A 24599-nucleotide genomic window follows, 5' to 3' on the forward strand; every position below is an offset into this window, starting at 1 on the left:
GCGTAGCCGTGCCTGCCGCCCCTGCGGCGCCGCGCCGGCGGGCTTCCGCCCGGGCGCGTTGCACGTCCGTGAAAGAGTACACGTTTTTCCTTCCGCGCCGAGGCTGGCTGCGACCGGCTGGCGGGACGGGCGCCCTTCGACCGGTGCGGCGAAGGGTCTACATCCGATCCTGGAACGGCTTGCGGAAGCGGCGGCTCAGCGGCAGGCGGTCGCCGGAATGCAGCACGACCTCGTACTCGCCGTTGCCTTGCAGCTCGAGCGCGCGGACCTTGGCGCGATTGACGATGATCGAGCGGTGGATGCGCACGAAGGTGTTCGCGTCGAGCTCCCCTTCGAGCGTCTGCAGACTGCGGCGCAGGATGTGCGTGACGTCGCCGACGTGCAGGCAGGCGTAGTAGTTCGCCGCTTCGATCCAGTCGACGTCCGATGCGTCGAGGAACAGCATCTGGCCGCGGTTCTTGACGACGAGGCGCGTGACCGGGCGTCGATCGGGCGCCGGCTCGAGCGCGAGCCGGCTCTTCGCCCGCTGCAGCGCACGCGCGAATCGCGCGTCGTCGAACGGCTTCAGCAGGTAGTCGAGCGCGCCCGCGTCGAACGCGCGCAGCGCGTACTCGTCGTAGGCCGTGACGAAGATGACCGCCGCCGGCATGTCCGGGCCCATGAGCTCGAGCACGTCGAAGCCGTCGCATTCGGGCATCTGCACGTCGAGGAAGAGGAGATCCGGCTTCGTGCGCCGCATCTCGTCGATCGCGGCCTGGCCGGAGTCGCACTCGACGACGGCGCCGACGTCGGGATCGCGGCCGAGCAGAAGCGCGAGGTTGCGCCGCGCGATCGCCTCGTCGTCGACGATCAGCACGCGCAGCGGCGCCATTCACGCCTCCCGTAGCGGCAGCGTCACCACGACGTCGACGCCGTCGACGCCCGCACGTTGCAGCACGAGGCCGGAGCGGTCACCGTGCAGGATGCGCAGGCGCGTGCGGAGGTTGCCGAGGCCGACGCCCGTGCGCGTCGCGTCGAGGTCTTGCTGCGTGCACGGGCCGTCGTTCGACACGCTCAGGCGCAGCGTGCCGTCGCGGCCTGCGCCGGCGATGCGGATCGCGCCGCCGGACACGCGCTTGGAAATGCCGTGCTTGATCGCGTTCTCGACCAGCGGCTGCAGCAGCAGGTTCGGCACCTTCGCGTCGAGCAATCCGTCCTCGATGTCGAGATCGACGCGCAGGCGATCGCCGAAGCGCAGCTTCTGGATGTCGAGGTAGCGCTGCAGGTATTCCACTTCCTCGGCCAGCGTCACCTGCGCCCGGTTCGAGTCCTCCGACGCGCGGCGCAGGAACTCGCTCAGCCCCACGATCATGTTGACGGCGGCGCCGTTGCGCTGGTCGCGCACGAGGCCAGCGATCGCGTTGAGCGTGTTGTACATGAAGTGCGGTTCGAGCTGGCGGCGCAGCGCGGTGAGTTGCGCCCGGGACAGCTCTTCGTTGAGCCGCGCCGCTTCGGTCGCCTGGCGCGCGATGCGGTCGCGCGCGTCGAGCAGGTAGATCACCGTCAGTATCAGCGCGTAGGCGATGAAGAACGTGAAGAACTGGTAGACGAGCGACGTGCTCCACGTGTTCGCGAACGTCGGCCAGCGCTTGTTCGCCCACGGGTTGAAGAGCACCTGCAGCCATGCGGACCACGATTCGACCATCGCGCTCATGATCACGAGCGTGGCCAGATGCACGCCGACCGCCTTGAGCGTGGTGCCGCGGATGACCGGATAGCGCCGCGCCAGCTCGATGATCAGGGGCGTCGCCAGCGCCCACGGCAACCACAACGCCAGTTCTGTCGCGAACAGCGGCAGCCAGGAATGCGTCCTGCCTTCCACCACGCGCATCACGATCACGGTCTGGAATGCATCGAACAGCGCACCGGCGCCCCAGGCGCCGGCGATCCAGGGCCAGCGGGTCCGGTCCGCATAGGGTCGGAGGTCGATCATGGCGGGCACGATACAGCAACGCGGAATCGACGAAGTCGCATATGCAGCGAGCGGCGGCATGCATGCAGCGAACGGTCTGGCTGCTCGCGGATGCGACGCCTACGCTGGCTCCGACGTTTCGGAGTCGATGTCGCCAGGTGCGCGTCGCCGCGAAGCGTTCGATTCCAATCCCATCCATCGAAGGAGATCGACCATGAAACATCTCATCGCTTCGGTTCTACTGGCCGCCGCGTTCGCCGTGCCGGCCTCGGCTGCGCCGTCCGCGGATTCCTCCGCCGTCACCGCCATCAAGCAACTCGGGCAGGACATGGGCGACGCGATGGTGGCACTCGACGTCGAACGCATCGACCGGATGTTCGGCGACGACTGGATGACGATCGGCCAGTCCGGCAGCGCCTACACGAAGGCGGAACTGCTGGGCGACATCAAGTCCGGCAAGAAGAAGCTCACGTGGTTCGAACTGCGGCCGATCGACGTGCAGGTCTTCGGCGACGTCGCGATCGCCCAGGGCAACGTGCTCGAGAAGCGGGTCGTCGACGGCCAGGAAACGGAGATGGAACTCGTCTACCAGGACGTCCTCAAGAAGCGCGAGGGGCGCTGGGTCGTCGTGCGCAGCACGGGCGCCAAGGTGAAGTGACCGGCGGCGAAGCCGTTCGCCCAACGGACCCGGCGTGCGAGGCGGGCGACGCCTCGCACGCGGGCGTTTCCCGCGAACCAAACGGAAGCCAAACGCGTCGCGCGAACCCGGCGCGCGGTTCAGTTTTCAGCCAACCACGGCCTGAATAATTCCGCCCCGCCGAACCTGAACAGCGGTGGGAGGCCGCCATGGGCAATGCAAAGCCGCGTATCCAATGCGAGTCGATCGGCCGCCTGGCCGACGAAATGGTCACGATCGCCGAGCGCATCCACGCGCGGCTGGCGCACGGCGACATCCTCGTCTTCGCGGGCGACGACGGACTCGTGTACATCGATGTCCCGGACAACGCGGGCAAGGTGCCGACACACTGGATCGCCGGCACCTTCCGGCTCGGCGAGCCGTTCGAGGCGATCATCGAGGACCTGCGGTGCCTGCGCGACAGTCGTCGTCGCGACTGGATGCTGGAGTAGGCGCCGCGCGCGGTCGCGATGAGGCGTGGAGCGGCGGGTGCCTGTGCAAGGCCGATCGGCGATCCCGCGAGGCGTCGCTTACAATCGCGCCTTCGCTCTTGCCGTCCAGGAAACGTCTTGGCCGTGGATCCGCACGAACCCGCGCAACAGGCGGCCGCCCGAGGGGCCGCCTTCTCGGTCGCGCCGATGATGGACTGGACCGATCGCCACTGCCGGTACTTCCATCGCCTGCTCGCGCCGCACGCGCTGCTCTACACCGAGATGGTGACCGCGCCCGCGGTCATCCACGGTGATCGCGCGCGCCTGCTCGGTTACGACGCGGCGGAGCATCCGGTCGCGTTGCAGCTCGGCGGGTCGGAGCCGGACGAGCTCGCGGAAGCGGCGCGCATCGGCGCCGAGCTCGGCTACGACGAGATCAACCTCAACGTCGGCTGCCCGTCCGACCGCGTGCAGTCGGGTCGCTTCGGCGCGTGCCTCATGCGCGAGCCGACGCTCGTGCGCGAGTGCGTCGCGGCGATGCGCGAAGCGGTCGCGCACCTCGCCGTGCCGGTCACCGTGAAGTGCCGCATCGGCGTCGACGACCAGGACGAATACGCAGGCCTCGCCGGGTTCGTCGAGGCGGTGCAGGCGAGCGGCTGCGACACGTTCATCGTGCACGCGCGCAAGGCCTGGCTGCAGGGCCTGTCGCCGAAGGAGAACCGCGAGATCCCGCCGCTCAACTACGCGCGCGTGTACCGGCTCAAGCAGGACCACGCGCGGCTCACGGTGGTGATCAACGGCGGCATCGGCACGCTCGCCGAGGTCGACGAGCACCTGCGCCACGTCGACGGCGTCATGCTCGGCCGCACCGCGTACCACGAGCCGTACCGGCTCGCCGAGATCGAACATGCGCTGCACGGCACGCCGCTGCCCGAGCGCGACGAGGTGCTGCGGCGGCTGCGCCCGTACGTCGAGGCGCACCTCGCGCGCGGCGATCGGCTCCAGCACATCACGCGCCACATCCTCGGCCTGTACCAGGGCCTGCCCGGCGCGCGCGGGTACCGGCGCGTGTTGAGCGAGCAGGCGCATCGCGCCGACGCGGGCTGGGACGTCGTCGAGGCCGCGATCGCGGCGCGGCACGCGGGCGAGCGGTCGTTGCGCGCGGCGTAGCGCGGCGGGTCGACGAGGCGGCAGGTCAGCGTCGGGTCGAGCGTTTCGGCGGTCGTGCGCCACCGCCGACGTCGCGCACGCAGTGTTCGACGAACGCGACGAACGCGCGCACCTTGGCCGGGATGAAGCGGTTGCCGGGGTAGATCGCGAAGATGCCTTGCTCGATCGCGGTCCACGCGTCGAGCACGCGCACGAGGCGGCCGTCGGCGAGATCGCCCGCGACGACGAACTGCGGCAGCAAGGCGATGCCGGCGCCCGCGCGGCATGCATCGAGCAGGGCGAGCGCATTGTTCGAGCGAACGCGCGGCGGCACGCGCAACGTCTCGCGGCGGCGGCGTCGCCGCAGTTCCCAGCGGTCGGCGATCGCGCCGACGTCGAGCACGAGGCAGGCGTGGCGTTCGAGATCGGCTGGGCGACGCGGCTGGCCGGCCGTCGCGAGATAGGCCGCGCTCGCGACGAGGACGCGGCGGCTGTCGCCGAGACGGCGCGCGACGAGGCGCGAGTCGCGCAGTTCGCCGACACGGATCGCGACGTCGAACGCCTCCTCGACGAGGTCGACGTTGCGATTGGACAGGTGCAGGTCGAGCTCGAGTTCGGGATGCGCGGCGACGAACTCGCCGATGCGCGGCGTGAGGTGGGCGAGGCCGAGCCCGCTCGGGATGCTCGCGCGCAGACGCCCGCGCAACGCCCCGCCGGACGCGCTCGCGGCCGCCTCCGCTTCGGCGATTTCGGCGAGCAGGCCTTCGCAGCGCGCGAGGTGCGTGCGACCCGCCTCGGTGAGCCCGACCTGGCGCGTCGTCCGTTGCAGCAGGCGCACGCCGAGGCGTGATTCGAGCGCGGCGACCGCGCGGCTCACGCCGGACACATGCATGCCGAGGCGGACCGCTGCCTGGGCGAAGCTGAGTCGGTGCGCGACCTCGACGAAGCAGGCGATCTCGGCGAGCTGGTTGCGGATCATTGTTGTCGTGCGCGCAATGATGATTTCGCTGGAAGCCAGTTTATCGCAGGTACGAGCAGCCGTATGTTGCACCCGCCCATGCCGCTGGAGACACCCGTGCCGCTCGTCACCGTGACCGTCCGCAAGCCGACCCCGCCCGCGCGCCGCCGCGCGATCCTCGACGCCGTGCACGACGCGCTCGTCGCGAGCGGCGTGCCCGCGACCGACCGTTTCCAGCGCGTGCTCGAGCTCGATCCGGCCGATTTCGTGTTCGACCCGCGCTACCCCGACCTCGCCACCGACCGTGGCGACGACTTCGTGCTGGTCGAGATCCTCTGGTCGGTCGGGCGCAGCGTGAAGGTCAAGCGCCAGTTGCTGACCGGCCTGCTCGCGGGGCTCGCCGCGCACGACATCGACGGCGAGCACGTGATGGTCGTATTCAAGGAGACCGCGTGGGAGAACTGGTCGTTCGGCGGCGGGCGGATCCTGCACGCATGAGCCGGCTCGCCGCGCCGCCGCTGGACGGCGTCGCCGGCGCGCGCGCGAACCGGCGCGTGATGGCGGGCGTGTTCGTCGTGCTCTGGTGCACCGGCTATCCGGCCGGGCTGGTCGCCGTGCAGCACGCGGCGCCGTTCACGATCCTGTTCCTGCGCTTCGCGTTCGCCGCGGTGATCTTCGCGGCGATGGCGCTGGTCGCGCGTGCGCGGCGACCGGGGTGGCGCGAGGTCGGGCACCACGCGGTCGTCGGCGTACTGTCGCTCGCGGTCTCGTTCGGCGGCATCTACGAGGCACTCCGGCTCGGCATCGGCACCGGCGTCGCGGCGTTGTTCATCGGCGCGCTGCCGCTCGCGACCGCCGCGCTCGGCCTGCTGCTCGGCGAACGCCTGCGCGCCGTGCAGTGGATCGGGCTCGCGCTCGGCCTCGCCGGCGTCGTGCTCGTGCTGCGGGGACGATTCGGCGGTGGCGCGGCCGACCTCGACGCCTATGCGGCGGGTACCCTCAGCCTGATCGCGCTCGCCGCGGGCACGCACTACCAGAAGCGCCGCGCCACGGTCGCCGACCTGCGCGTCGGCCTCGCCGTGCAGCATGCGGTCGCCGCGCTCGCGCTGCTGCCGCTCGCCGTGTTCGCCGAGCACTTCCGCATCGACGCGAGCGTGACGTTCGCGGGCGCGCTCGCCTGGCTCGTGCTGGTCAATTCGATCGGCGGCTTCGCGCTGCTGTTCGCCCTGCTGCGCGGTGGCGCGGCGACCGACGTCGCGACCCTGTTCTTCCTGATGCCGCCGATCACGGCGCTGATGGGCTGGCTCGTGCTCGGTGAGCGGCTTGCGCCGGCGATGCTGCCGGGTTTCGCGCTCGTCGCGTTCGGTGTCTGGCTCGGTACGCGCGCGCGCTGAAACCGCACGAGGCGCGGGCGCGCCGCCACGGCTGGCGCCCGGGCGCCGCCGCGCTGCCCATTTTCGGCCCGCGTGACGTGATTCCGCGCGAAATGGCGTATTGGGAATCAGGACCGCTCCGCACGACGTCGGCGACGAGGATGGGCATGGAAAGGCAGGAAGCGGGGCCGGCGTGCGCCGAGCCCGGGGAGGCGCCTACGGGCGGAAGCAACCGTACACCCGTGGGGCCGAACGCGACGGAGCGCATGGACCGTGTCGACGCGCCGCCTGCAGCGCCGATCGGCATCCGCTGCCTCGCCTGCGGCAGCGACGACCTCGACGCGAGCGCCCATCCGCGCGGCGACGAGCCGGTGCGCTGCCGCGCGTGCGACGCGTGGCATACCTACCTCGAACTCGAAATCGCCGCGGTCGAGGCGATACGCCGCGAGCGCGCACGTCGCTCCGGCGCCTGAGCGGCGTCGGCCCGGCGCGCGTGGCACGGCCGTGACCGCTAAACTCGCGGGCCCGATCCGCGCCACCGGCCCTCGATGTCCCTCGTCAATCTCGTCAACGTCGACTATTCGGTCGGCGGCCCGCTGCTGCTCGACGGCGTCGATTTCGCGATCGAACGCAACGAACGCATCTGCGTCGTCGGCCGCAACGGCGCCGGCAAGTCGACCCTGCTGCGCCTCGTCGCGGGCGAACTGCGCCCCGACGACGGCGAACTGCGCGTGCAGGGCGGCGTGCGCGTGGCCAAGCTCGCGCAGGAAGTGCCGCACGACGTCGACGGCAGCGTGTTCGACGTCGTCGCCGGCGCGCTCGGCCATCTCGGCGCATTGCTCGCCGAATTCCATCAGCTGAGCCACCACCTCGACGTCGCCGGCAACACCGACGCGCTCGCGCGCGTGCAGGCACGCATCGAGGCCGAGCACGGCTGGGACCTCGATCGTCGCGTCACCCACGTGCTCGAGCGCCTCGAGCTGCCCGAGGAAGCGGCATTCTCCGAGCTGTCGGGCGGCATGAAGCGCCGCGTGCTGCTCGCGCGCGCCCTCGTGCTCGATCCCGACGTGCTGCTGCTGGACGAGCCGACCAACCATCTCGACATCGAGGCGATCGCCTGGCTCGAGCGCCTGCTGCTCGACTTCGCCGGCAGCGTCGTGTTCGTCACGCACGACCGTCGCTTCCTGCGCGCGCTCGCGACGCGCATCGTCGAGATCGACCGCGGCCAGCTCACGAGCTGGCCGGGCGACTACGACAACTACTTGCGCCGGCGCGAGGAACGCCTGCACGCGGAGGCGCAGGCGAACGCGCTGTTCGACAAGAAGCTCGCGCAGGAAGAAGTGTGGATCCGCCAGGGCATCAAGGCGCGCCGCACGCGCAACGAGGGCCGCGTGCGCGAGCTCGAGGCGATGCGGCGCGAACGCGCGCAGCGGCGCGAACTCGGCGGCACGGCGAAGCTGCAGGTCGGCGTCGCGGCCGCGTCGGGCCGTCGCGTGATCGACATGGAGGACGTGCGTTTCGGCTGGAATGGCCGGGTGATCGTCGACGGCTTCTCGACGACGATCCTGCGCGGCGATCGCGTCGGCCTGATCGGCGCGAACGGCTCGGGCAAGACGACCCTGCTCAAGCTCCTGCTCGGCCAGCTCGCGCCGCAGGCGGGCGAGGTGCGCCTCGGCACGAACCTCGAGATCGCCTATTTCGACCAGCATCGCGCGCACCTGCGCGAGGACCTGAGCGCGCTCGACAACGTCGCCGAGGGGCGCGAGTACATCGAGGTCGGCGGCGCGCGCAAGCACGCGCTCGGCTACCTGCAGGACTTCCTGTTTTCGCCCGATCGCGCGCGCGCGCCGATCACCGCGCTGTCGGGCGGCGAGCGCAACCGCCTGCTGCTCGCCAAGCTGTTCGCCAAGCCGTCCAACCTGCTCGTCATGGACGAACCGACCAACGACCTCGACGTCGAGACGCTCGAACTGCTCGAGGAACTGCTCGCGGCGTACGCGGGCACCTTGCTGCTCGTGTCGCACGACCGCGACTTCCTCGACAACGTCGTCACGAGCACGCTCGCGCTGGAAGGCGGCGGTCGCGTCGGCGAGTACGTCGGCGGCTACAGCGACTGGCTGCGCCAGGCACCGCGCGCCGCGGTGGCGCGCATCGGCGTCGGCAAGGAGCCGCTGCGCGACAAGGCGCCGCGAGGGCGCGCGGCGACCGATGCGCCGCTCGCAGGCGCGGCGGCGGAGGCGAAAGCCGCACCGGCGAAGCGCAAGCTCAGTTACAAGGAATCGCGCGAGCTCGAAGAGTTGCCGGCGCGCATCGACGCGCTCGAAACGCGCATCGCCGCCCTCGGCGCGGCGATGCAGGAACCCGGTTTCTACCAGCAGGACGGTGCGCGCATCGTCGCAGCGAACGGCGAGCTCGCGACGCTGCAGGGCGAGCTCGACGCCGCCTACGCGCGCTGGGCCGAACTCGACGCATGACGTGGTGGCACGCGCGCGCAGGGATTGGGTGATTGCAGTCACGATCCGCGCCGTGCCGAACGGCGAGAATTGCCGCGCCCGCTGCCGCCGACGGCGTCTTCCCCGAAGGGATATCGATGATGAGGCCTGCTCCGCTGCTGCTGTCGTTGCTCGTCGTTCCCGTCGGTGCCAGCGCGGTGGACGACGCGATCTTCGCCGACGGATTCGACCGCGCGGCGCCGGTCGTGCTCTACACCGACATCGTTTCCGGCCCGACGACGGGCGGTGAAGGCGGCAAGGGTGCGTACCTGTCGCTGTTCGGCCGGAACTTCGGCACGGGCGGACTCGGTACGCGCATCAAGGTCTACGTCGGCACGGCGGAAGTCGACAACTACCGGTATCTCGGCCCTTCGCGCGGGCGCGACGACGTGCAGCAGGTCACCGTGCAACTCGGCGCGCTCGGCGGCCAGGCCGCGGGCGTTGCGTTGCCGGTCACGCTCGTCGTCGACGGCCTGTCGTCGACGATCGCGTCGGGCTTCACGATCAATCCGGGACGCATGATCTTCGTCGACCCGCTCGACGGCGACGACGCGAGCGGCGTGGTCGGCGACATCGCGCATCCGTTCCGGCGCGTGCAGGCCGGCGGCGATTTCTCCGCCGGCGCCTGGGGCCGCGTGCGCCCGGGCGACTTCATCGTCCTGCGCGGCGGCAACTACGTCGATCGTGGTTTCGAGGACTATTTCCTGCGCTTCATGATCCGCACGAACGGCTTGCCCGATCGCAGTTCGGGCACGGCGCCGACCGGCGCGGTCGACACCGGACCGATCACCCTGACTGCGTATCCGAACGAGGTCGCGAGCATCGCCGGCACCGCGACCAACAATCCGAGCGGTGCGCTGGCCGGCCTCAACGGCGAGAACTACCCGCTGGCCGGGAAGTGGATCGTCATCGCCAACCTGCGCATCGAAGGCGGCGGCTACGACGGCCCGGTCAACCAGGAAATCCACGGCGACCACTGGCGCGTCGTCAACAACGAGCTGACCGCGACGACCGGCGTGACCTCCGGCGCGAGCCCGTCGCGCATGGGCGGCATCACCGGCAACGGCGTCGACGCGCACTGGCTCGGCAACCACATCCACGACATCCAGGGCAGCGAGAACGAAGCGCACGGCATCTACATCGACGGCGAGGGCAGCTACGACATCGCCTGGAACGACATCCACGACATCCACAGCGGCAAGGGCATCCAGCTGTTCGCCAATGGCGGCAACGGCTCGGACGTGATCGACGACGTGGCGATCCACCACAACCGCGTGAGCCGCGTGACCCAGTTCGGCATCAACATCGCCGACGGCTCGCGCGACCGCATCGCGATCTACGACAACATCGTCACCGAAGCGGCCGCGGCCGGCCTGCGCTTCAACACCGTCGACCTGCACGGCTGCCGCGTGTACAACAACACGTTCCACGGCAACAACACCGCGAGCGGCGACGTCTACGGCGTGCTCATGAACGACTGGGGCCTGCCGGCGGACGCGCTGGACGTGCGCGACAACATCTTCGTCGCGCGCTCCGGCACGCACTACTTCGGCGGTTCCGTCGGCTTCGACGGCACCGAAGGCGTGTTCGCGCGCAACCTCTGGTTCGGCGGCGACGACGGCACCGCCATCGATTCGGCGGCGCTCGTCGCCGATCCGCACTTCGTCGCGCCCGGCAGCGACTTCCATCTCGCGGCGGGCAGCCCAGCGATCGACGCCGGTTCGGCGGCGACCGCGGCCCTCGTCACGACCGACTACGACGCGCGCGCGCGGCCTTCGGGTGCCGCGATGGATCTCGGCGCGCTCGAATATTCGCCCTGAAGCGCTCTTCCTGTGGGAGCGGCGGAAGCCGCGATGCTTTTCATGGCGATGAAGCGGGTAGGGCGGATCAAGGCGCGTCGCGCCGATTGCGCCGCAGGAGCGGCGCGAACGGTGAAACCACCGGTTCGAAGGAACGCAGGGCAGGAAGCCCGGAGTCATCCGCTGCTGGTGCGGCTTGATCCAGCCTGCGAGTTTTGAAAGGCATCGCGGCTTCCGCCGCTCCTACAGAAAACCGTCGAGAGTCCGTCGTCGATGCACGCGCCGCCACCGGGCGGCGCGTGCGATCCCGCACTCACCAGACTTCGCAGCGCTCCGCGCCCTGGCGCACCATCGGTGCGTCGGCCTTGCACTGGAACGCCTCGCGGAACGCAGGCAGGTTCGACAACGGGCCGTTGACACGGTACTTCGCGATCGGGTGCGGGTCGCCTTGCACCATCGTGCGTTGCGTTTCCGGGCGGATCTCGTCGCCGCGCCACTGGCCCCACGAGAGGAAGAACTGCTGCTCGGGCGTGAAGCCGTCGAGGGTCGGTTCGGCCGCCTTGCCTTCGCGCGACTTCTTGTAGGCGAGGAACGCGAGCTTCGCGCCGCCGAGGTCGCCGATCGATTCGCCGAGCACGAGCTTGCCGTTGTGGTGGATGCCCGGCTCGATCGAGTAGCCCTCGAACTGCTTCACGACGCACGCGCCGCGCTCGGTGAAGCGCTTCTGGTCTTCGGCCGTCCACCAGTTGGACAGGCGGCCCTGTGCGTCGAACTGCGCGCCCTGGTCGTCGAAGCCGTGGCTGATCTCGTGGCCGATGACGACGCCGATCGCGCCGTAGTTGACCGCGTCGGTCGCGTTCACGTCGAACGCGGGCGGCTGCAGGATGCCGGCGGGGAACACGATCTCGTTGAGCAGCGGGTTGTAGTACGCGTTCGAGGTCGGCGGCGTCATGCCCCAGCGGCCGCGATCGACCGGCTTGCCGACCTGCGCGCGACCGTCCGCGACGTTCCAGCGCGATGCGGAGACGACGTCGTCCCAGTACGAACCGCGCGACACCTTGACGCCGGCGTAGTCCTTCCACTTGTCCGGATAACCGATCTTCGGGTTGAACGTCGCGAGCTTCTCGAGCGCCTTCTTCTTGGTCGCGTCGCCCATCCAGTCGAGGCCCTGGATCGTGTCCTTCATCGCGAGCAGGATGTTCTTCACCATCTCCTGCATGCGTGCCTTCGCCTCGGGCGGGAAGTATTTCTCCACGTACTTCTTGCCGAGCGCTTCGCCGAGCTGGTTGTCGGTCGCCTCGGCACAGCGCTTCCAGCGCGGCTTCATCTCGGTCGCACCGGTGAGGTACTTGCCGTTGAACGCGAAGTGCTCCTCGACGAACGGCGCGGAAAGCGCGTCGGCGGCCGCATTCAGCACGTGCCATTCGAGGTAGGTGCGCCACTGCGCGGTCGGCGTCGACGCGAGTTCCTTCTGCAGCTGGTGCAGGTACTTCGGTTCGGTCACGTTGAGGTCGTCGTGGGGCATGTGCGCGGCGTCGAAGTACGCGCTCCAGTCGAACGCGGGCACGAGCTGGCCGAGCTGCGCGAACGTCGTCTTGTTGTCCTGCAGCTTCGGATCGCGCAGTTGCACGTTGTCGAGCGAGGCTTCGGCGAAGCGCTTCTCGAACGCGAACACCACCTGCGCATCGGCCTTCGCCGCGGCCGCCTTCTCGCCGGCGAGCTCGAACATCTTCGCGACGTGCGCCTGGTACTTCTCGCGCGCCTCGACGAAGCGCTTGTCGGGCTTGATGTAGTAGTCGCGGTCGGGCATGCCGAGCGTGCCGGGCCCGACGTGCGCGATCACGCGCGTCGGTTCGTGCAGGTCGGACTGAGCCGCGAGCGTGAACGGCACGTTGACGCCGACGTCGTGCAGGTGGCCGATCGTGCGCTGCACGCCGGCCGCGTCCTTGATCGCCCGGATCTCGTCGAGCATCGGTTGCACGGGCTTGGCGCCGAGCGCGTTCACGCTGGCCTCGTCCATGCACGCGGCGTAGAAGTCGCCGGACAACTGCTCGGCGCTGCCCGCCGGCCAGTCCTTGCGTGCCGACACCTCGCTCAGGATGTCGCGCACGTGTTCCTTGTTGATCTCGCCCGATTCCCAGCGCCGGCTCCAGCGATCCATGTAGTCGGGGATCGCATGGCTGGCGCGCCAGGCGCCGTTGGCGTAGTCGAAGAAGTCGTTGCACGCCGCGCCGTCGCGGCGGATGTCGCCGGCTTCGATGCCGTGCGCGGCGAACACGGGTGTCGCGATCGCGGCGAGCGCGGCGGCGAGGAGCTGGCGGGCGATCCGGCGCGTGGGTGCGCCGTGGGCACGGAGGTGGGGCATGGCGTCGTCCTGTCGGGCAAGTCGACGCATCGTGGCCGATGCCCGCGGCGCGGACATGGCCCGAATGGCATAGGTGTACGATGCCGCACCGCCGCATGCGGCGTCCGGATGGTCTCAACGGATGCGGCTGCCGTCCTTCGACGGACCGTACGGCGTCGCGTACGCGCGCTCGGTCACCGGCGCGCCACGCGGCTCGCCGCGCTCGCGCACCGCGGGCAGGATGAAGCGCGGTACGAAATGGTGTCCTGCGTCGATCTGGCGCCGGCTCGCGTAGTTGCCCGAATAGATCGCGACGACGAGGTCGAGCGCGGGCACGACCGTGATGCTCTGGCCGCCCGCACCGAGCGCGAGGAACGCATGCACGCTGCGATCGCGGTACGGGAAATCCTCGCCCCACCAGAGGTAGCCGTACTGCACGTTGCGCAGGTGGTAGAGCGGCGCCGACGCGCGCGCGACGTAGTCGTGGCCGAGGATGCGCCGGCCGTGCCAGCGGCCGTCGTCGAGCATGAGCTGGCCGAGCTTGGCGAAGTCGCGCAGGCGCAGCTGCACGCTGCCGCCGCCGTACGGGTGGCCGGCGGGGTCGAGCAGCCACGCGTAGTGGTCGATGCGCAGCGGATCGCCGACGAGGCGGTCGAACGCGTACAGCGGCGACTCGCCGCGCGCGGCGGCGACCATGCCGAGCGCGAGGTGCGGGTTGATGCTGCCGTAGATGGACGTCACGCCCGGATCGTGCGCCATCGGCAACGCGAGGATGTAGCGGTAGTAGTCGCGTTCGGTCTCCTGGTCGAGCATCGTCTGCTCGTTGCCCGGTGCGCCCGGCTCGGTGTCGTCGCACCAGTAGCCGGACGACATCGTGAGCAGGTGTTCGAGCGTCATCGCGCGCTTGCGCGGGTCGAGGCCGTCGGCGAACGCGCCGCCGTTCATGACGCGGTAGACCGGGCTGTCGAGCGCGAGCGGCGCGCCGGCTTCGATCGCCGCGCCGACGACGATCGAAGTCAGGCTTTTCGCGGCCGAGCGCGTGTCGTGCACCGCGTCGCGCTCGAAGCCGTGGAAATACTCCTCGAGCACGAGCTTGCCGTGGCGCGCGAGCACGACGCCGTCGACGAGCGGCGCGTCGACCGCGTCCATCGGCGCATCGAGCAGGCGCTGCACGAAGCGTTCGATGCCGGCGCGATCGATGTCGACGTCGTCGAGGCTCGCGCTCGGCCAGCCGTCGTCGCGCGCGAGGGGCGCGCGGTAGGTGTAGCGCGCCGGCGTGCGCCCGCGCGGCCAGAACGTGCTCGCGTCGCCGTCGCGGCTGAAGTCGTAGCTGCCGCCGCGGCCGGGGAAGACGAAGCGCATGACGTCGCGCTCGCGGTCCCAGCTGCCGCGCGCGAGTTCGCGTTCGGTCGTTTCGTCGCGGCGCTTGCCGAGCAGCACGAGCGCGTCGCCGTCGCGGCGCAGGCGCTCGACGCCGATCTGCAGACCGAAGTCGCGTTCCGCATTGCGCAGCAGCACGTCGAAGCTGCCGTCGGCGCGCGGCGTCGCCAGCAAGTGGAATGAGAACGTGTCCTCGGCCGGCACGATCGAGCCGCTCCAGCGATCGGTGGCGTCCGCGCGCAGGCGCACCGGCGAGACGAACACGCCGCCGCCGAACGTCGCCGAGTTCGGCGGCGGATACCAGTGGCCGAGGATGCGCGTGCGTTCGAGCCGGCCTTCGAAGCGGCCTTCGCCGCCGGGCATCTCGAACGCGAGCGCGTCACCGTCGACGCGAACGGGCAGGTCGCGGCCGGCGAGGTCGGCGCGCCAGCCGTCGCGTTCCTTGCGGATCGTCAATGCACCGCGTACGAGCGGGCCGAACCAGCGGCGCGCCTTCCACAGGCCGGCGAGTTCGGTCGTTGTCGCCGCGCTTCCGCCCGCCGCTGCACCGGCGCGCGCGCCGGGCGCGGCGCCGAACGACGCGAACAGCGCGACGAGGGCGAAGCGCAACGTCGCGGCGGTCGACATCGGTTTCCCCTGTGCAGCGGAGTGGAGCCGGCGGCGTCGCGACGCCGCCGGTGTGCGTGCGTCAGCGCGACGGTGGCGCGGGCGGCGGAGGCGGTGACGGCGGAGCCGGTGCGGTGGGCGCCGGCACGGCCGGCACCGCGGCGACCGCGGGTACGGCCCTCGGCGCCGGCACCGCGGGAGTGGGCGGCGCTACCGGAGCAGGAGGCGCCGGCGGAGCCGGCGGTGCGGGCACGCTGAAGATCGATTTGAACTCGGGCGTCTTCATCGTCAACGCAAGCACCTTGTGGTCGCGCATGAGCTTGATCGCGACGTCCTTGCCCTCGGGCTGGTCGCGCAGCACGCGCATGACGTCCTCGGGTCGCGTGATCGATTCCTTGCCGACTTCGGTGATCACGTCGCCGCCGCGGACACCGGGCAGCGAAGCTTCGTCGCTCGCGATCACGAGCGCGCCGCGATCCGTGCCGAAGTAGCGGCCGAGCTCGGTATTCATCGGTGCGAGGTTGAGGCCCCACCACGGCATCGAGTAGTGCATCGCGTAGCGCGCGTTCGCGAGCGCCTCGCGCACTTCCTTCGAGTTCATGTGCTTGCGCGCTTCCTCCATCGCCTCGCGCGCGGTGCGCGCCGCGTTGCGTGCGACTTCGCGCTGCGCTTCGCGCTCGGCCGTGCGCGAAGCGCGCTCGACGTCGGCGCGGATGCGCTCGTTGAAGTCCTTCGGCAGGAACGGGTGCTCGGGATCCTCGTTCATGAGCGCGGGCCAGTTGAGCGCCTCGCGACGCTCGGCCTGGAACGCGACGACACCCTTCTGCGCGCCGCGCCGGTACTCGACGTTGACCGACTGGTGGTCCTTGAGGTCGGCGAGCAGCGTGCGCGCCTGGCGCAGCGCGGCATCCTCGGCGTCGGGGTTGGCGCGCTTGTCGACGACGAGCGCGTGGCCGTCGATCGCGGTGACGACGTCGCCGCCGCGCAGTCCGGCGCGTGCGGCGGGACCGTCCGGCGTGACCGCGCTGATGCGCACGCCGCCGTCGTCGCTCGCGAACACGACGCCGATCATCGCGCGGTCGGTGTCGCCGAGGTAGCGGAACGCGTACGCGCGCGGGCCGACGTCGCCGAGCTGCGTCGACAAGTCGGCCATGCGGCGCGACAGGTCGCGCATCTGCGTGCGCAGTTCGCCGAGTTCGCGCCGTGCGGCGTCGGCTTTCGCGGCCGCCGCGGCGTCGGCGGCCGCATCGGCTTTCGCCGCGACCCGGGCGTCGGCAGCGGCTTCGGCCTTCGCCGCGGCGTCGGATTTCGCAGCGGCTTTCGCGTCCGCGCGTGCTTCGGCCGCGGCGGAGGCGGCGGCCACCGCGCGTGGCGCGGCGTTCGCCGCGGGTGCGTCGGTCGCGCCGGCGCCATGGGCGGCGAGCGCGAGCGCGAGGAAGAGCGAGGTGTGTTTCATGGTTGCCTCAGTTGATCCGGTTGTACGTGGCGTCGAAGGCGCCGCGGGCGCCGTCGTCGTTGGCAGCGATCGCGAAGGCGCTGCCGCGGATGGTGGCGAGGTCTTCGAGCAGGGCGACGCGCTGGCGCCACAGCGGCAGCGCGTCGGTCGGCGCGTGCGCGCCGCCGAGCTGCAGGTCGACGAGGCCGATGAGATCCTCGACTTCGACCGCGGCCATGAGGTCGCGGCTGCTCTGCGGTGCGCGCGCCGCGACCGCGGCGATCCAGCGTTCGAGCGTCTGCGAGCGCGTGCGCAGCGCATCGAGTTCGTCGGTGGGAGCCGCCGTGGCGGGCACGCCCGGCGGCGGATTGGCGGCGACCTCGGGTGGAGCGGATTCGTGCACGAGCGCACGCGGCAGCAGCAGCGCGAGCAACAGGCCGGCGGCGAGCGCGAGTGGCACGAGCGTGCGCCATGCGCGCGGCTTGCGCCGTTCGGCGAGCGCGAGCGCGAGCGTCGGCCAGAGGTCCGGCTGTGGTGCGGCGTCGGGCAACGCGCGCAGGGCCGCGGCGAGCGAGCGGTCGTGTTCGATGTTCAATGTGCGGTCGCGGTCAGGCATGGCGCCGCCTCCTGTTCGGGTTCGAGCAACGCGCGCAGGCGGCTGCTGCCGCGCGCGACCTGTGATTTCGAGAAGCTGACCGACTTGCCGGTCATCTGTGCGATTTCCTGGTGCGTGTATTCCTCGACGTGGTACAGCCACAATACGCTGCGCGTGAGCGCGGGCAGGTGGCCGAGCGCCTGTTCGAGCCGGCGTGCGTCGGCGAACGCCCACGGCGGCGGCGCGTGGCCTTCGCTCGTGTCGTCGTCGGGCAGTTCCTCGAGCACCATGCCGCGCTCCTTGCGCAGGCGCATGAGCGCCTGGTTGACGACGATCTGGCGCAGCCAGCCCCAGAACGGTGCGTCGCCGCGGAACTGTCCGATGCGCTCGAGCAGGTGCAGCATCGCGTCGTGCACGGTTTCGCGCGCATGGTCGGCATCGCCGAGCATGCGCAGCGCGAGCGTGTAGGACGGCCGCTCGAACGCGCGATAGATCTGCTCGAGCGCGCCGATCTCGCCGCGTCGGGCGCGCGCGAGGACGGTGTCGGGTACGTCGATCTGGAAGCTGGCTGCGCTCACGGTCAGGTCAGATGCGCGTCGAGGCGATTCGGTCGCAGGCCGACGATGCGCCGGCGGCCGGATGGACGCCAGTCCGGCCGCGGACGGTCGCGGACGACGCATTGTCCGGCGCGTGTCCGGCCCGTGTCTGGACACTGTCCGCGCTGCGGTGTCCGTCGCCTTTATCAATGATATTCAATGGGTTGATTGTTGGCACGCTCGTTGCTGAAAGAGGGGCAGCCCCCCCATTTGATGGAGCCCGTCCCCGATGATCCGCGACACCTCGGCACAGGACCGCCCGATCGCTGCCCCGCGCAACCGCAAGAAGCAGATCGTCTGGATCGGCCTCGGCCTCGCGACGCTCGTCGCGATCGGCCTGGTGCTGCCGGCGGTCACGCGCCTGATGTCGGCCGATTCGTCGGCGAGCGCGGCGCGCCTGCGCATCGCCGAGGTCAAGCGCGGCACGCTCGTGCGCGACGTCTCGGTGCAGGGCCGCGTCGTCGCCGCGGTGAGCCCGACCCTGTATGCGCGCACCGCGGGCACCGTCACGCTCGACGTGCACGCGGGCGACAAGGTGAACAAGGGCGCCGTCGTCGCCGAGATCGATTCGCCCGAACTCACCAACCGCCTCAAGCAGGAACAGACCACGCTCGACAGCCTCGGCCTCGACGTCGAGCGCACGACGATCGACAACCGCAAGGCGCAGGCCGCCTCGCAGATGGCGTACGAGCAGGCGGTGATCGATCGGCAGACCGCCGAGCGCGAGGTCGAGCGCAACGAAAAGGCGTTCCAGCGCGGTGCCCAGCCCGAGATGACCGTGCTGCGCGCGAAGGACGCGCTGGCCAAGGCGAAGCTGTCCGAGGCGAACGCGCAGCACAACGTGCAGCTCGATCGCGACAGCCTCGCGTTCAACCTGAAGACCAAGCGCGTGGCGCTCGATCGGCAGAAGCTGCTGGTCGAGGACCTCAACCGCCAGGTCGACGAGCTCAAGATGCGCTCACCGGTCGACGGCGTCGTCGGCCAGCTCATCGCGCAGCAGCGCGCGAACGTCGCCGCGAGCGCGCCGATCCTCACCGTGGTCGACCTCACCGCGCTCGAAGTCGAAGTGCAGGTGCCGGAAGTGTTCGCGCACGACCTCGGTGTCGGCATGGCGGCGGAGATCCAGGACGGCGGCGAGCGCTATGCCGGCGAAGTCAGCGCGATCTCGCCCGAGGTGCTCAACGGCCAGGTCACCGGGCGCGTGCGCTTCGGCGAGAAGAAGCCGGCCGGCCTGCGCCAGAACCAGCAGCTCACCACGCGCATCCTCATGGACGAGCACCCGAACGTGCTGATGGTCGAGCGCGGCCCGTTCGTCGACACCGGCGCCGGGCGCGTCGCCTACATCGTGCGCAACGGCACCGCCGAGCGCACCGCGATCCAGGTCGGCGCGACCAGCCTCAACGCGGTCGAGATCGTCAGCGGCGTCAAGGAAGGCGACCGCATCGTCATCTCGGGCACCGACGAATTCAAGGGCGCGCAGAAGATCGCGCTCAACTGATCCACCCTTTCCCGCATCAGAACGACGTACCAACGAACCACGACGAGGAACCGCCATGCTGAAGATGACCCACCTGCAGAAGGTCTACCGCACCCACCTGATCGAGACCTATGCGCTGCGCGACTTCTCGATCAACGTGCGCGAAGGCGAGTTCGTCGCGGTGACCGGCCCGTCCGGTTCCGGCAAGACGACCTTCCTCAACATCGCGGGCCTGCTGGAGGAATTCACTGGCGGCGAATACCTGCTCGACGGCGTCGACGTCGCAGGCCTCGGCGACGACGCGCGCTCGCGCCTGCGCAACGAGAAGATCGGCTTCATCTTCCAGAGCTTCAACCTGATCCCCGACCTCAACCTGTTCGACAACGTCGACGTGCCGCTGCGATACCGCGGCTTCGGCGCGGCCGACCGCAAGAAGCGCATCGAGGAATCGCTGTCGCGCGTCGGCCTCGCCTCGCGCATGAAGCACTATCCGGCCGAGCTCTCCGGCGGCCAGCAGCAGCGCGTCGCGATCGCGCGCGCGCTCGCCGGCTCGCCGCGCCTGCTGCTCGCCGACGAGCCGACCGGCAACCTCGACTCGCTGATGGCGCGAGGGGTGATGGAGCTGCTCGAGGAGATCAACCGCCAGGGCACGACCATCGTCATGGTCACGCACGATCCGGAACTCGCCGCGCGCGCGCACCGCAACGTGCACGTCATCGACGGCCAGGTCACCGACTTCGACGACGAGCCGAAGCTGCGCCGCCCGGTGCGCGACGGCGACACCGCTGCGGCGATCGCCTGAGGAGGACGCGCATGTTCGCCTACTACCTTCAACTGGGACTGCGCAGCCTCCGGCGCAACCCGATCCTGACCGCGCTCATGGTGGTCGGCATCGCGCTCGGCATCGCCGCGAGCATGACCACGCTGACCGTGCTGCACCTCATGGGCAGCAACCCGATCCCGTGGAAGAGCGACAAGCTCCACTACGTGCAGCTCGACAACTGGAGCGGCGACCAGCCGTACTACGACGACGGCCGTCCGCCCGACCAGGTCACCTACCAGGACGCGGTCGCGCTGATGAAGGCGGCCAAGGCCGACAAGCAGGCGGCGATGTTCAAGTTGTCCATGCCGGTGCAGCCCGAGAACAAGGACCTCAAACCGTTCCAGGCGCTCGCCCGCGTGACGTACGCGGACTTCTTCGCGATGTTCGAGCCGCGCTTCAAGTACGGCGCGGCGTGGAACCACGACCAGGACGAAGGCCACGCACGCGTGATCGTGCTCGGCGACGAGATGAACGAAAAGCTGTTCGGCGGCCAGGACAGCACCGGCAAGAGCGTGCGCCTCAACGGCATCGACTACACCGTGGTCGGCGTGCTCGACAAATGGAAGCTGCGCTCGCGCTACTACGACCTCACCAACGGCTCGTTCGCCGACCCGGACGAGTTCTTCATGCCGTTCACGACCGCGATCGATCTCAAGCAGCGCTCGACCGGCAACAATAGCTGCTGGAAGTCGTCCGGCGACGGCTGGGACGCCTACCTCGCGTCTGACTGCGTCTGGATGCAGATGTGGGTGCAGCTCGATTCGCCCGCGCGCCTGGCCGAGTACAAATCGTTCCTCGACAACTACGTGAACGAGCAGAAGAAGCTCGGCCGCTTCCCGCGCCCGCTCAACAATCGCCTGTTGAACGTGACCGAGTGGATGAAGGACCAGAAGGTCGTGTCGCGCGACATGGAAGTGCAGACCGGCCTCGCGTTCGCTTTCCTCGCCGTGTGCCTGGTCAACACGATCGGCCTGCTGCTCGCCAAGTTCACGCGCAAGTCCGGCGAGATCGGCCTGCGCCGCGCGCTCGGTGCGAGCCGGCGCGACGTGTTCACGCAGTTCCTGGTCGAGTCGGGCGTGGTCGGCCTGACCGGCGGCGTGCTCGGCCTCATGCTGACCGGGCTCGGCCTGCTCGCGGTGCGCGCGCTCTACACCGAGTACAAGACCGTCGCGAGCCTCGACTGGTCGATGGTCGCGACGACGATCCTGCTCGCGATCGCCTCGGCGCTGCTCGCCGGCCTGTATCCGACCTGGCGCGCGTGCCGCGTGCAGCCCGCCGCGCAACTGAAGGTGTGAGGAGAACATCATGGAAATCCGACCGATCCTCTCCGCGCTGATGCGCAGCAAGGTGTCGATGATCCTCATCGGCCTGCAGGTCGCGCTCACCCTCGCGATCGTCTGCAACGCGCTGTTCATCATCGGCCAGCGCCTCGAACTCATGAACCGCCCGAGCGGCATGAACGAGGCCGACACGTTCATGTTCGGCAGCTCCGGCTTCGGCCAGGGTTACGACGGCCGCGCGGTGATGAAGTCCGACCTCGCCGTGCTGCGGCAGATCCCCGGCGTCGCCGACGCGACTCCGTCCAACTCGGTGCCGATGAGCGGCGGCGGCTGGGGCTCGGGCATCTCGCTGCAGCCCAAGCAGAAGACCTCGAGTGCCGACACCACGTTCTACATGGTCGACGACCACGGCCTCAATTCCTTCGGCGTGAAGCTGATCGCCGGACGCAACTTCACGCCCGCGGAGATCGAGGACCACGACCAGGGCGCGCGCGTGCAGCCGCCCGTGATCATCGTGACCAAGGCACTCGCCGACAAGCTGTTCCCGAACGGCGACGCGCTCGGCAAGCAGGTCTACCTCGACGAGGACGAGCCGCGCAGCACGATCGTCGGCATCGTCGAGAAGACGCAGGAACCGTGGATCGACAGCAAGGACATCGAGCACGCGACGTTCATCCCGTACTTCCTGCCGTACGGCAACTACACGCGCTACCTCGTGCGCGCGGAGCCGGGCCGTCGCGACGAAGTGATGAAGGCGGTCGAGCAGAAGATGGCCGAGGCGAACCCGAGCCGCATCATCGGCAAGCTGCGCAGCCTGCAGCAGGTGCGCCACGAGGCGTACGCGAACGATCGCGCGATGGCGATCATCCTCGGCGCGGTGATCGCCGCGCTGCTCGCGGTGACCGCGCTCGGCATCGTCGGCATGGCGAGCTTCTGGGTCGCGCAGCGCACGCGCCAGATCGGCACGCGGCGCGCGCTCGGCGCGACCAAGTTCGACATCCTGCGCTACTTCCAGACCGAGAACTTCATCATCACGACGATGGGTCTGATCGCGGGCGGCATCCTCGCCTACGGCCTGAGCCTGTGGCTGATGCAGCAGTACCAGTCGCCGCGACTGCCCTGGTACTACGTGCCGGTCGGCTTCCTATGCCTGTGGGCGCTCGGCCAGCTCGCGGTGCTCGGTCCCGCGTTGCGCGCGTCGCGCGTGCCGCCCGCGGTGGCGACGCGCAACGTCTGACGACGACGCGTGCCGGATGCGCCGGACCGACGATTGCCGTCGTCGGTCCGGTCGATGCCCGCGACTTCCGGCCCATTCCACCAGCGCGACGATCGCGCACCATCGCGTCCGACTCCGGTGCGACCGCCGCCCGGAGACCGTTGCGGCCGCCGGCCAGCGCCGGCGCACCATCCCGAATGGAATCCTGGAGTTCTCCCATGTCGCGCAAACCGCACACCCTGCTCGCCGTCGCCACCGCGATCGGCATCGGCTTCATGCAGTCCGCCTTCGCCGCCGACGACGTCGCGGCGCGCGTGAAGGCGCTCAACGACCTGCTCGCGGAGCAGTGGCAGTACACGATGAAGGAGTCGCCCGAGTTCGCCTCGATCCTCGGCGACTACCGCTACAACGACCGGTGGAGCGATTTCTCGATCGCGCACGTCGGTCAGCAGAAGAAGGACGCGGAAGCCTTCCTCAAGCGCTTCGAGGCGATCGACACGAGCGGCTTCCCCGAGCAGGACCGCCTCAACCAGCAGCTCATGGTGCGCCAGCTCAAGGACGGCCTCGAGGGCATCGCGCTGAAGAACTACGAGATGCCGATCGACCAGTTCGGCGGCGCCCACCTGCAGCTCGCGCAGTTCGTCTCCGCGCTGCCGTTCGACAGCACGAGGCACTACGAGGACTACATCACGCGCCTGAACAAGGTGCCGGCGATCATGGACGAGCTCATCGCGATCCTGAAGCAGGGCGAAAAGGACAAGCTGATGCCGCCGCGCTTCCTGCTCGAGAAGGTCGTCGGCCAGTGCCGCTCGATCGCCGAGCCGGCGGGCGAGGAGAGCGTGTTCGGCATGTCGGTGAAGAAATTCGCCGACACCGTTCCCGAAGCCGACCGCAAGCGCCTGCACGATGCGGTGATCGCGGCGGTCGACGGCAAGGTGCGCCCGGCCTACCGCAAGCTCGCCGACTTCGTCGAGAAGGGGTACGCGCCGAAGGGGCGCGCGCAGGAAGGCCTTTGGGCGCTGCCGGACGGTGACAAGCGTTACCGCTTCGCGGTCGAGCAGATGACCACGACCACGATGGATCCGGCCGCGATCCACGAGCTCGGCCTGTCCGAGGTGAAGCGCATCGAGGCCGAACAGACCAAGATCGCGCTCAAGCTCGGCTACAAGGACCTCAAGGCGATGCGCGTCGCGCTCGACAACGACCCGAAGGTGCACGCGACCTCGCGCCAGCAGATCGTCGACCTCTACAAGAAGTACATCGCGCAGATGCAGCCGAAGCTGCCGGAGCTGTTCGGCCTGTTGCCGAAGACCCAGGTCGAGGTGCTGCCGACGCAGGAGTACCGCGAGAAGGAGGCGTCCGGTGCCGAGTACCAGCAGGGCACGCCGGACGGCACGCGCCCGGGCCGCATCTACGTCAACACCTACGACTTCGCCAAGCGCCTGACCACCAACATCGAGACGACCGCGTACCACGAGGGCGTGCCCGGCCACCACATGCAGATCTCGATCGCGCAGACGCTGCCGGGCCTGCCGCCGTTCCGCCAGCAGGCCGGCTACACGGCTTACATCGAGGGTTGGGCGCTGTACGCCGAGCGCCTCGGCGAGGAACTCGGCTTCTTCCAGGACCCGCTCAGCTACTACGGTCATCTGTCCGACGAACTGCTGCGCGCCGACCGCCTCGTGCTCGACACCGGCGTGCACTACAAGCACTGGACGCGCGAGCAGATGATCAACTATTTCCGCGAGCACTCCTCGCAGGACGAGCCGAGCATCCAGTCCGAGACCGACCGCTACATCTCGACGCCGGCGCAGGCGCTCGCCTACAAGGTCGGCCAGCTGAAGATCCTCGACCTGCGCGAGCGCGCGAAGAAGGAACTCGGCGACACGTTCGACATCCGCGCATTCCACGACGAGATCCTCGACGGCGGCGCGTTGCCGCTCGACGTGCTCGATGCGCGCGTGAGCGCGTGGATCGCGTCGGTCAAGGCCGGCAAGGCGGGCGCGCACGCGAGCTGA

21 protein-coding genes are annotated in these 24599 nt (G+C 69.7%); 13 read left to right on the plus strand and 8 right to left on the minus strand.

What is annotated here, in order from left to right:
* Positions 1-157: 157 nt before the first annotated feature.
* Together FHW12_RS19685 and FHW12_RS19690 are read right to left on the minus strand one after the other, a co-directional pair.
* A complete protein-coding gene (locus FHW12_RS19685; protein WP_182532777.1) occupies positions 158-871 on the minus strand; it encodes a LytR/AlgR family response regulator transcription factor in 714 nt (237 codons plus the stop codon).
* The gene (locus FHW12_RS19690) at positions 872-1972 is read right to left on the minus strand and encodes a sensor histidine kinase (protein ID WP_182532778.1); all 1101 of its coding nucleotides are present in this window, start codon (positions 1970-1972) and stop codon (positions 872-874) included.
* A 193-nt stretch (positions 1973-2165) separates the two neighbouring features.
* Here FHW12_RS19690 and FHW12_RS19695 point away from each other — a divergent pair, with 193 nt between their 5' ends.
* The 3 genes from FHW12_RS19695 (at position 2166) to dusA (ending at position 4228) form a co-directional block, all read left to right on the plus strand.
* Positions 2166-2609: a nuclear transport factor 2 family protein gene (locus tag FHW12_RS19695; RefSeq protein WP_182532779.1), complete on the plus strand. Its 444-nt coding sequence runs from the start codon at positions 2166-2168 to the stop codon at positions 2607-2609.
* Between the two features lie 188 nt (positions 2610-2797).
* Positions 2798-3079: a hypothetical protein gene (locus FHW12_RS19700; RefSeq protein ID WP_182532780.1), complete on the plus strand. Its 282-nt coding sequence runs from the start codon at positions 2798-2800 to the stop codon at positions 3077-3079.
* Positions 3080-3202: 123 nt separating this feature from the next.
* Entirely contained in the window at positions 3203-4228 is a 1026-nt protein-coding gene (gene dusA / locus FHW12_RS19705; protein WP_310735302.1) for a tRNA dihydrouridine(20/20a) synthase DusA, read from the plus strand.
* A gap of 25 nt (positions 4229-4253) precedes the next feature.
* Here dusA and FHW12_RS19710 read toward each other — a convergent pair whose 3' ends face one another.
* The gene (locus tag FHW12_RS19710) at positions 4254-5186 is read right to left on the minus strand and encodes a LysR family transcriptional regulator (protein ID WP_182532782.1); all 933 of its coding nucleotides are present in this window, start codon (positions 5184-5186) and stop codon (positions 4254-4256) included.
* Between the two features lie 63 nt (positions 5187-5249).
* Here FHW12_RS19710 and FHW12_RS19715 point away from each other — a divergent pair, with 63 nt between their 5' ends.
* The 5 genes from FHW12_RS19715 to FHW12_RS19735 all read left to right on the plus strand — a co-directional run bounded on the left by FHW12_RS19715 (position 5250) and on the right by FHW12_RS19735 (position 10850).
* Positions 5250-5663 carry a tautomerase family protein gene (locus tag FHW12_RS19715; protein WP_259393168.1) on the plus strand — a complete coding sequence of 138 codons (414 nt, stop codon included), beginning with the start codon at positions 5250-5252 and terminating at the stop codon, positions 5661-5663.
* Positions 5660-6559, plus strand: coding sequence for a DMT family transporter (locus FHW12_RS19720; RefSeq protein WP_182532783.1), 900 nt, complete (start codon positions 5660-5662; stop codon positions 6557-6559). The genes FHW12_RS19715 and FHW12_RS19720 overlap by 4 nt, the downstream gene beginning before the upstream one ends.
* 245 nt (positions 6560-6804) lie before the next feature.
* Positions 6805-7011, plus strand: coding sequence for a hypothetical protein (locus FHW12_RS19725; protein ID WP_182532784.1), 207 nt, complete (start codon positions 6805-6807; stop codon positions 7009-7011).
* Between the two features lie 75 nt (positions 7012-7086).
* Positions 7087-9012 carry an ATP-binding cassette domain-containing protein gene (locus tag FHW12_RS19730; RefSeq protein ID WP_182532785.1) on the plus strand — a complete coding sequence of 642 codons (1926 nt, stop codon included), beginning with the start codon at positions 7087-7089 and terminating at the stop codon, positions 9010-9012.
* Between the two features lie 116 nt (positions 9013-9128).
* Positions 9129-10850, plus strand: coding sequence for a right-handed parallel beta-helix repeat-containing protein (locus tag FHW12_RS19735; protein ID WP_220484572.1), 1722 nt, complete (start codon positions 9129-9131; stop codon positions 10848-10850).
* A gap of 292 nt (positions 10851-11142) precedes the next feature.
* On the opposite strand, the gene FHW12_RS19740 is transcribed toward FHW12_RS19735, so the two are convergent.
* The 5 genes from FHW12_RS19740 to FHW12_RS19760 form a co-directional block, all read right to left on the minus strand.
* Positions 11143-13194: a M13 family metallopeptidase gene (locus FHW12_RS19740; protein WP_182532787.1), complete on the minus strand. Its 2052-nt coding sequence runs from the start codon at positions 13192-13194 to the stop codon at positions 11143-11145.
* A 114-nt stretch (positions 13195-13308) separates the two neighbouring features.
* Positions 13309-15180, minus strand: a complete 1872-nt coding sequence (locus FHW12_RS19745) for a serine hydrolase domain-containing protein (RefSeq protein ID WP_182532788.1) — start codon at positions 15178-15180, stop codon at positions 13309-13311.
* 61 nt (positions 15181-15241) lie between these two features.
* Positions 15242-16615 carry a PDZ domain-containing protein gene (locus FHW12_RS19750; RefSeq protein WP_182532789.1) on the minus strand — a complete coding sequence of 458 codons (1374 nt, stop codon included), beginning with the start codon at positions 16613-16615 and terminating at the stop codon, positions 15242-15244.
* Between the two features lie 7 nt (positions 16616-16622).
* Positions 16623-17210, minus strand: coding sequence for a hypothetical protein (locus FHW12_RS19755; protein ID WP_182532790.1), 588 nt, complete (start codon positions 17208-17210; stop codon positions 16623-16625).
* Entirely contained in the window at positions 17186-17767 is a 582-nt protein-coding gene (locus FHW12_RS19760) for an RNA polymerase sigma factor (RefSeq protein WP_182532791.1), read from the minus strand. Before FHW12_RS19760 ends, FHW12_RS19755 begins: the two co-directional genes overlap by 25 nt.
* A gap of 247 nt (positions 17768-18014) precedes the next feature.
* Between FHW12_RS19760 and FHW12_RS19765 the strand changes: the two genes are divergently transcribed.
* From FHW12_RS19765 to FHW12_RS19785, 5 genes are all read left to right on the plus strand, one after another.
* Positions 18015-19283, plus strand: coding sequence for an efflux RND transporter periplasmic adaptor subunit (locus FHW12_RS19765; RefSeq protein ID WP_182532792.1), 1269 nt, complete (start codon positions 18015-18017; stop codon positions 19281-19283).
* Positions 19284-19338: 55 nt separating this feature from the next.
* Positions 19339-20064, plus strand: a complete 726-nt coding sequence (locus FHW12_RS19770) for an ABC transporter ATP-binding protein (RefSeq protein WP_182532793.1) — start codon at positions 19339-19341, stop codon at positions 20062-20064.
* Positions 20065-20075: 11 nt separating this feature from the next.
* On the plus strand, positions 20076-21380 hold the full coding sequence (locus tag FHW12_RS19775; RefSeq protein ID WP_182532794.1) for an ABC transporter permease: 1305 nt from the start codon (positions 20076-20078) through the stop codon (positions 21378-21380).
* Positions 21381-21390: 10 nt separating this feature from the next.
* Positions 21391-22602 carry an ABC transporter permease gene (locus FHW12_RS19780; protein WP_182532795.1) on the plus strand — a complete coding sequence of 404 codons (1212 nt, stop codon included), beginning with the start codon at positions 21391-21393 and terminating at the stop codon, positions 22600-22602.
* 197 nt (positions 22603-22799) lie between these two features.
* Complete coding sequence (locus FHW12_RS19785; RefSeq protein ID WP_182532796.1) at positions 22800-24599, plus strand: DUF885 domain-containing protein; 1800 nt, start codon at positions 22800-22802, stop codon at positions 24597-24599.

It is taken from the genome of Dokdonella fugitiva (genome assembly GCF_014138265.1).
Classification (GTDB): Bacteria; Pseudomonadota; Gammaproteobacteria; order Xanthomonadales; family Rhodanobacteraceae; genus Dokdonella_A; species Dokdonella_A fugitiva_A.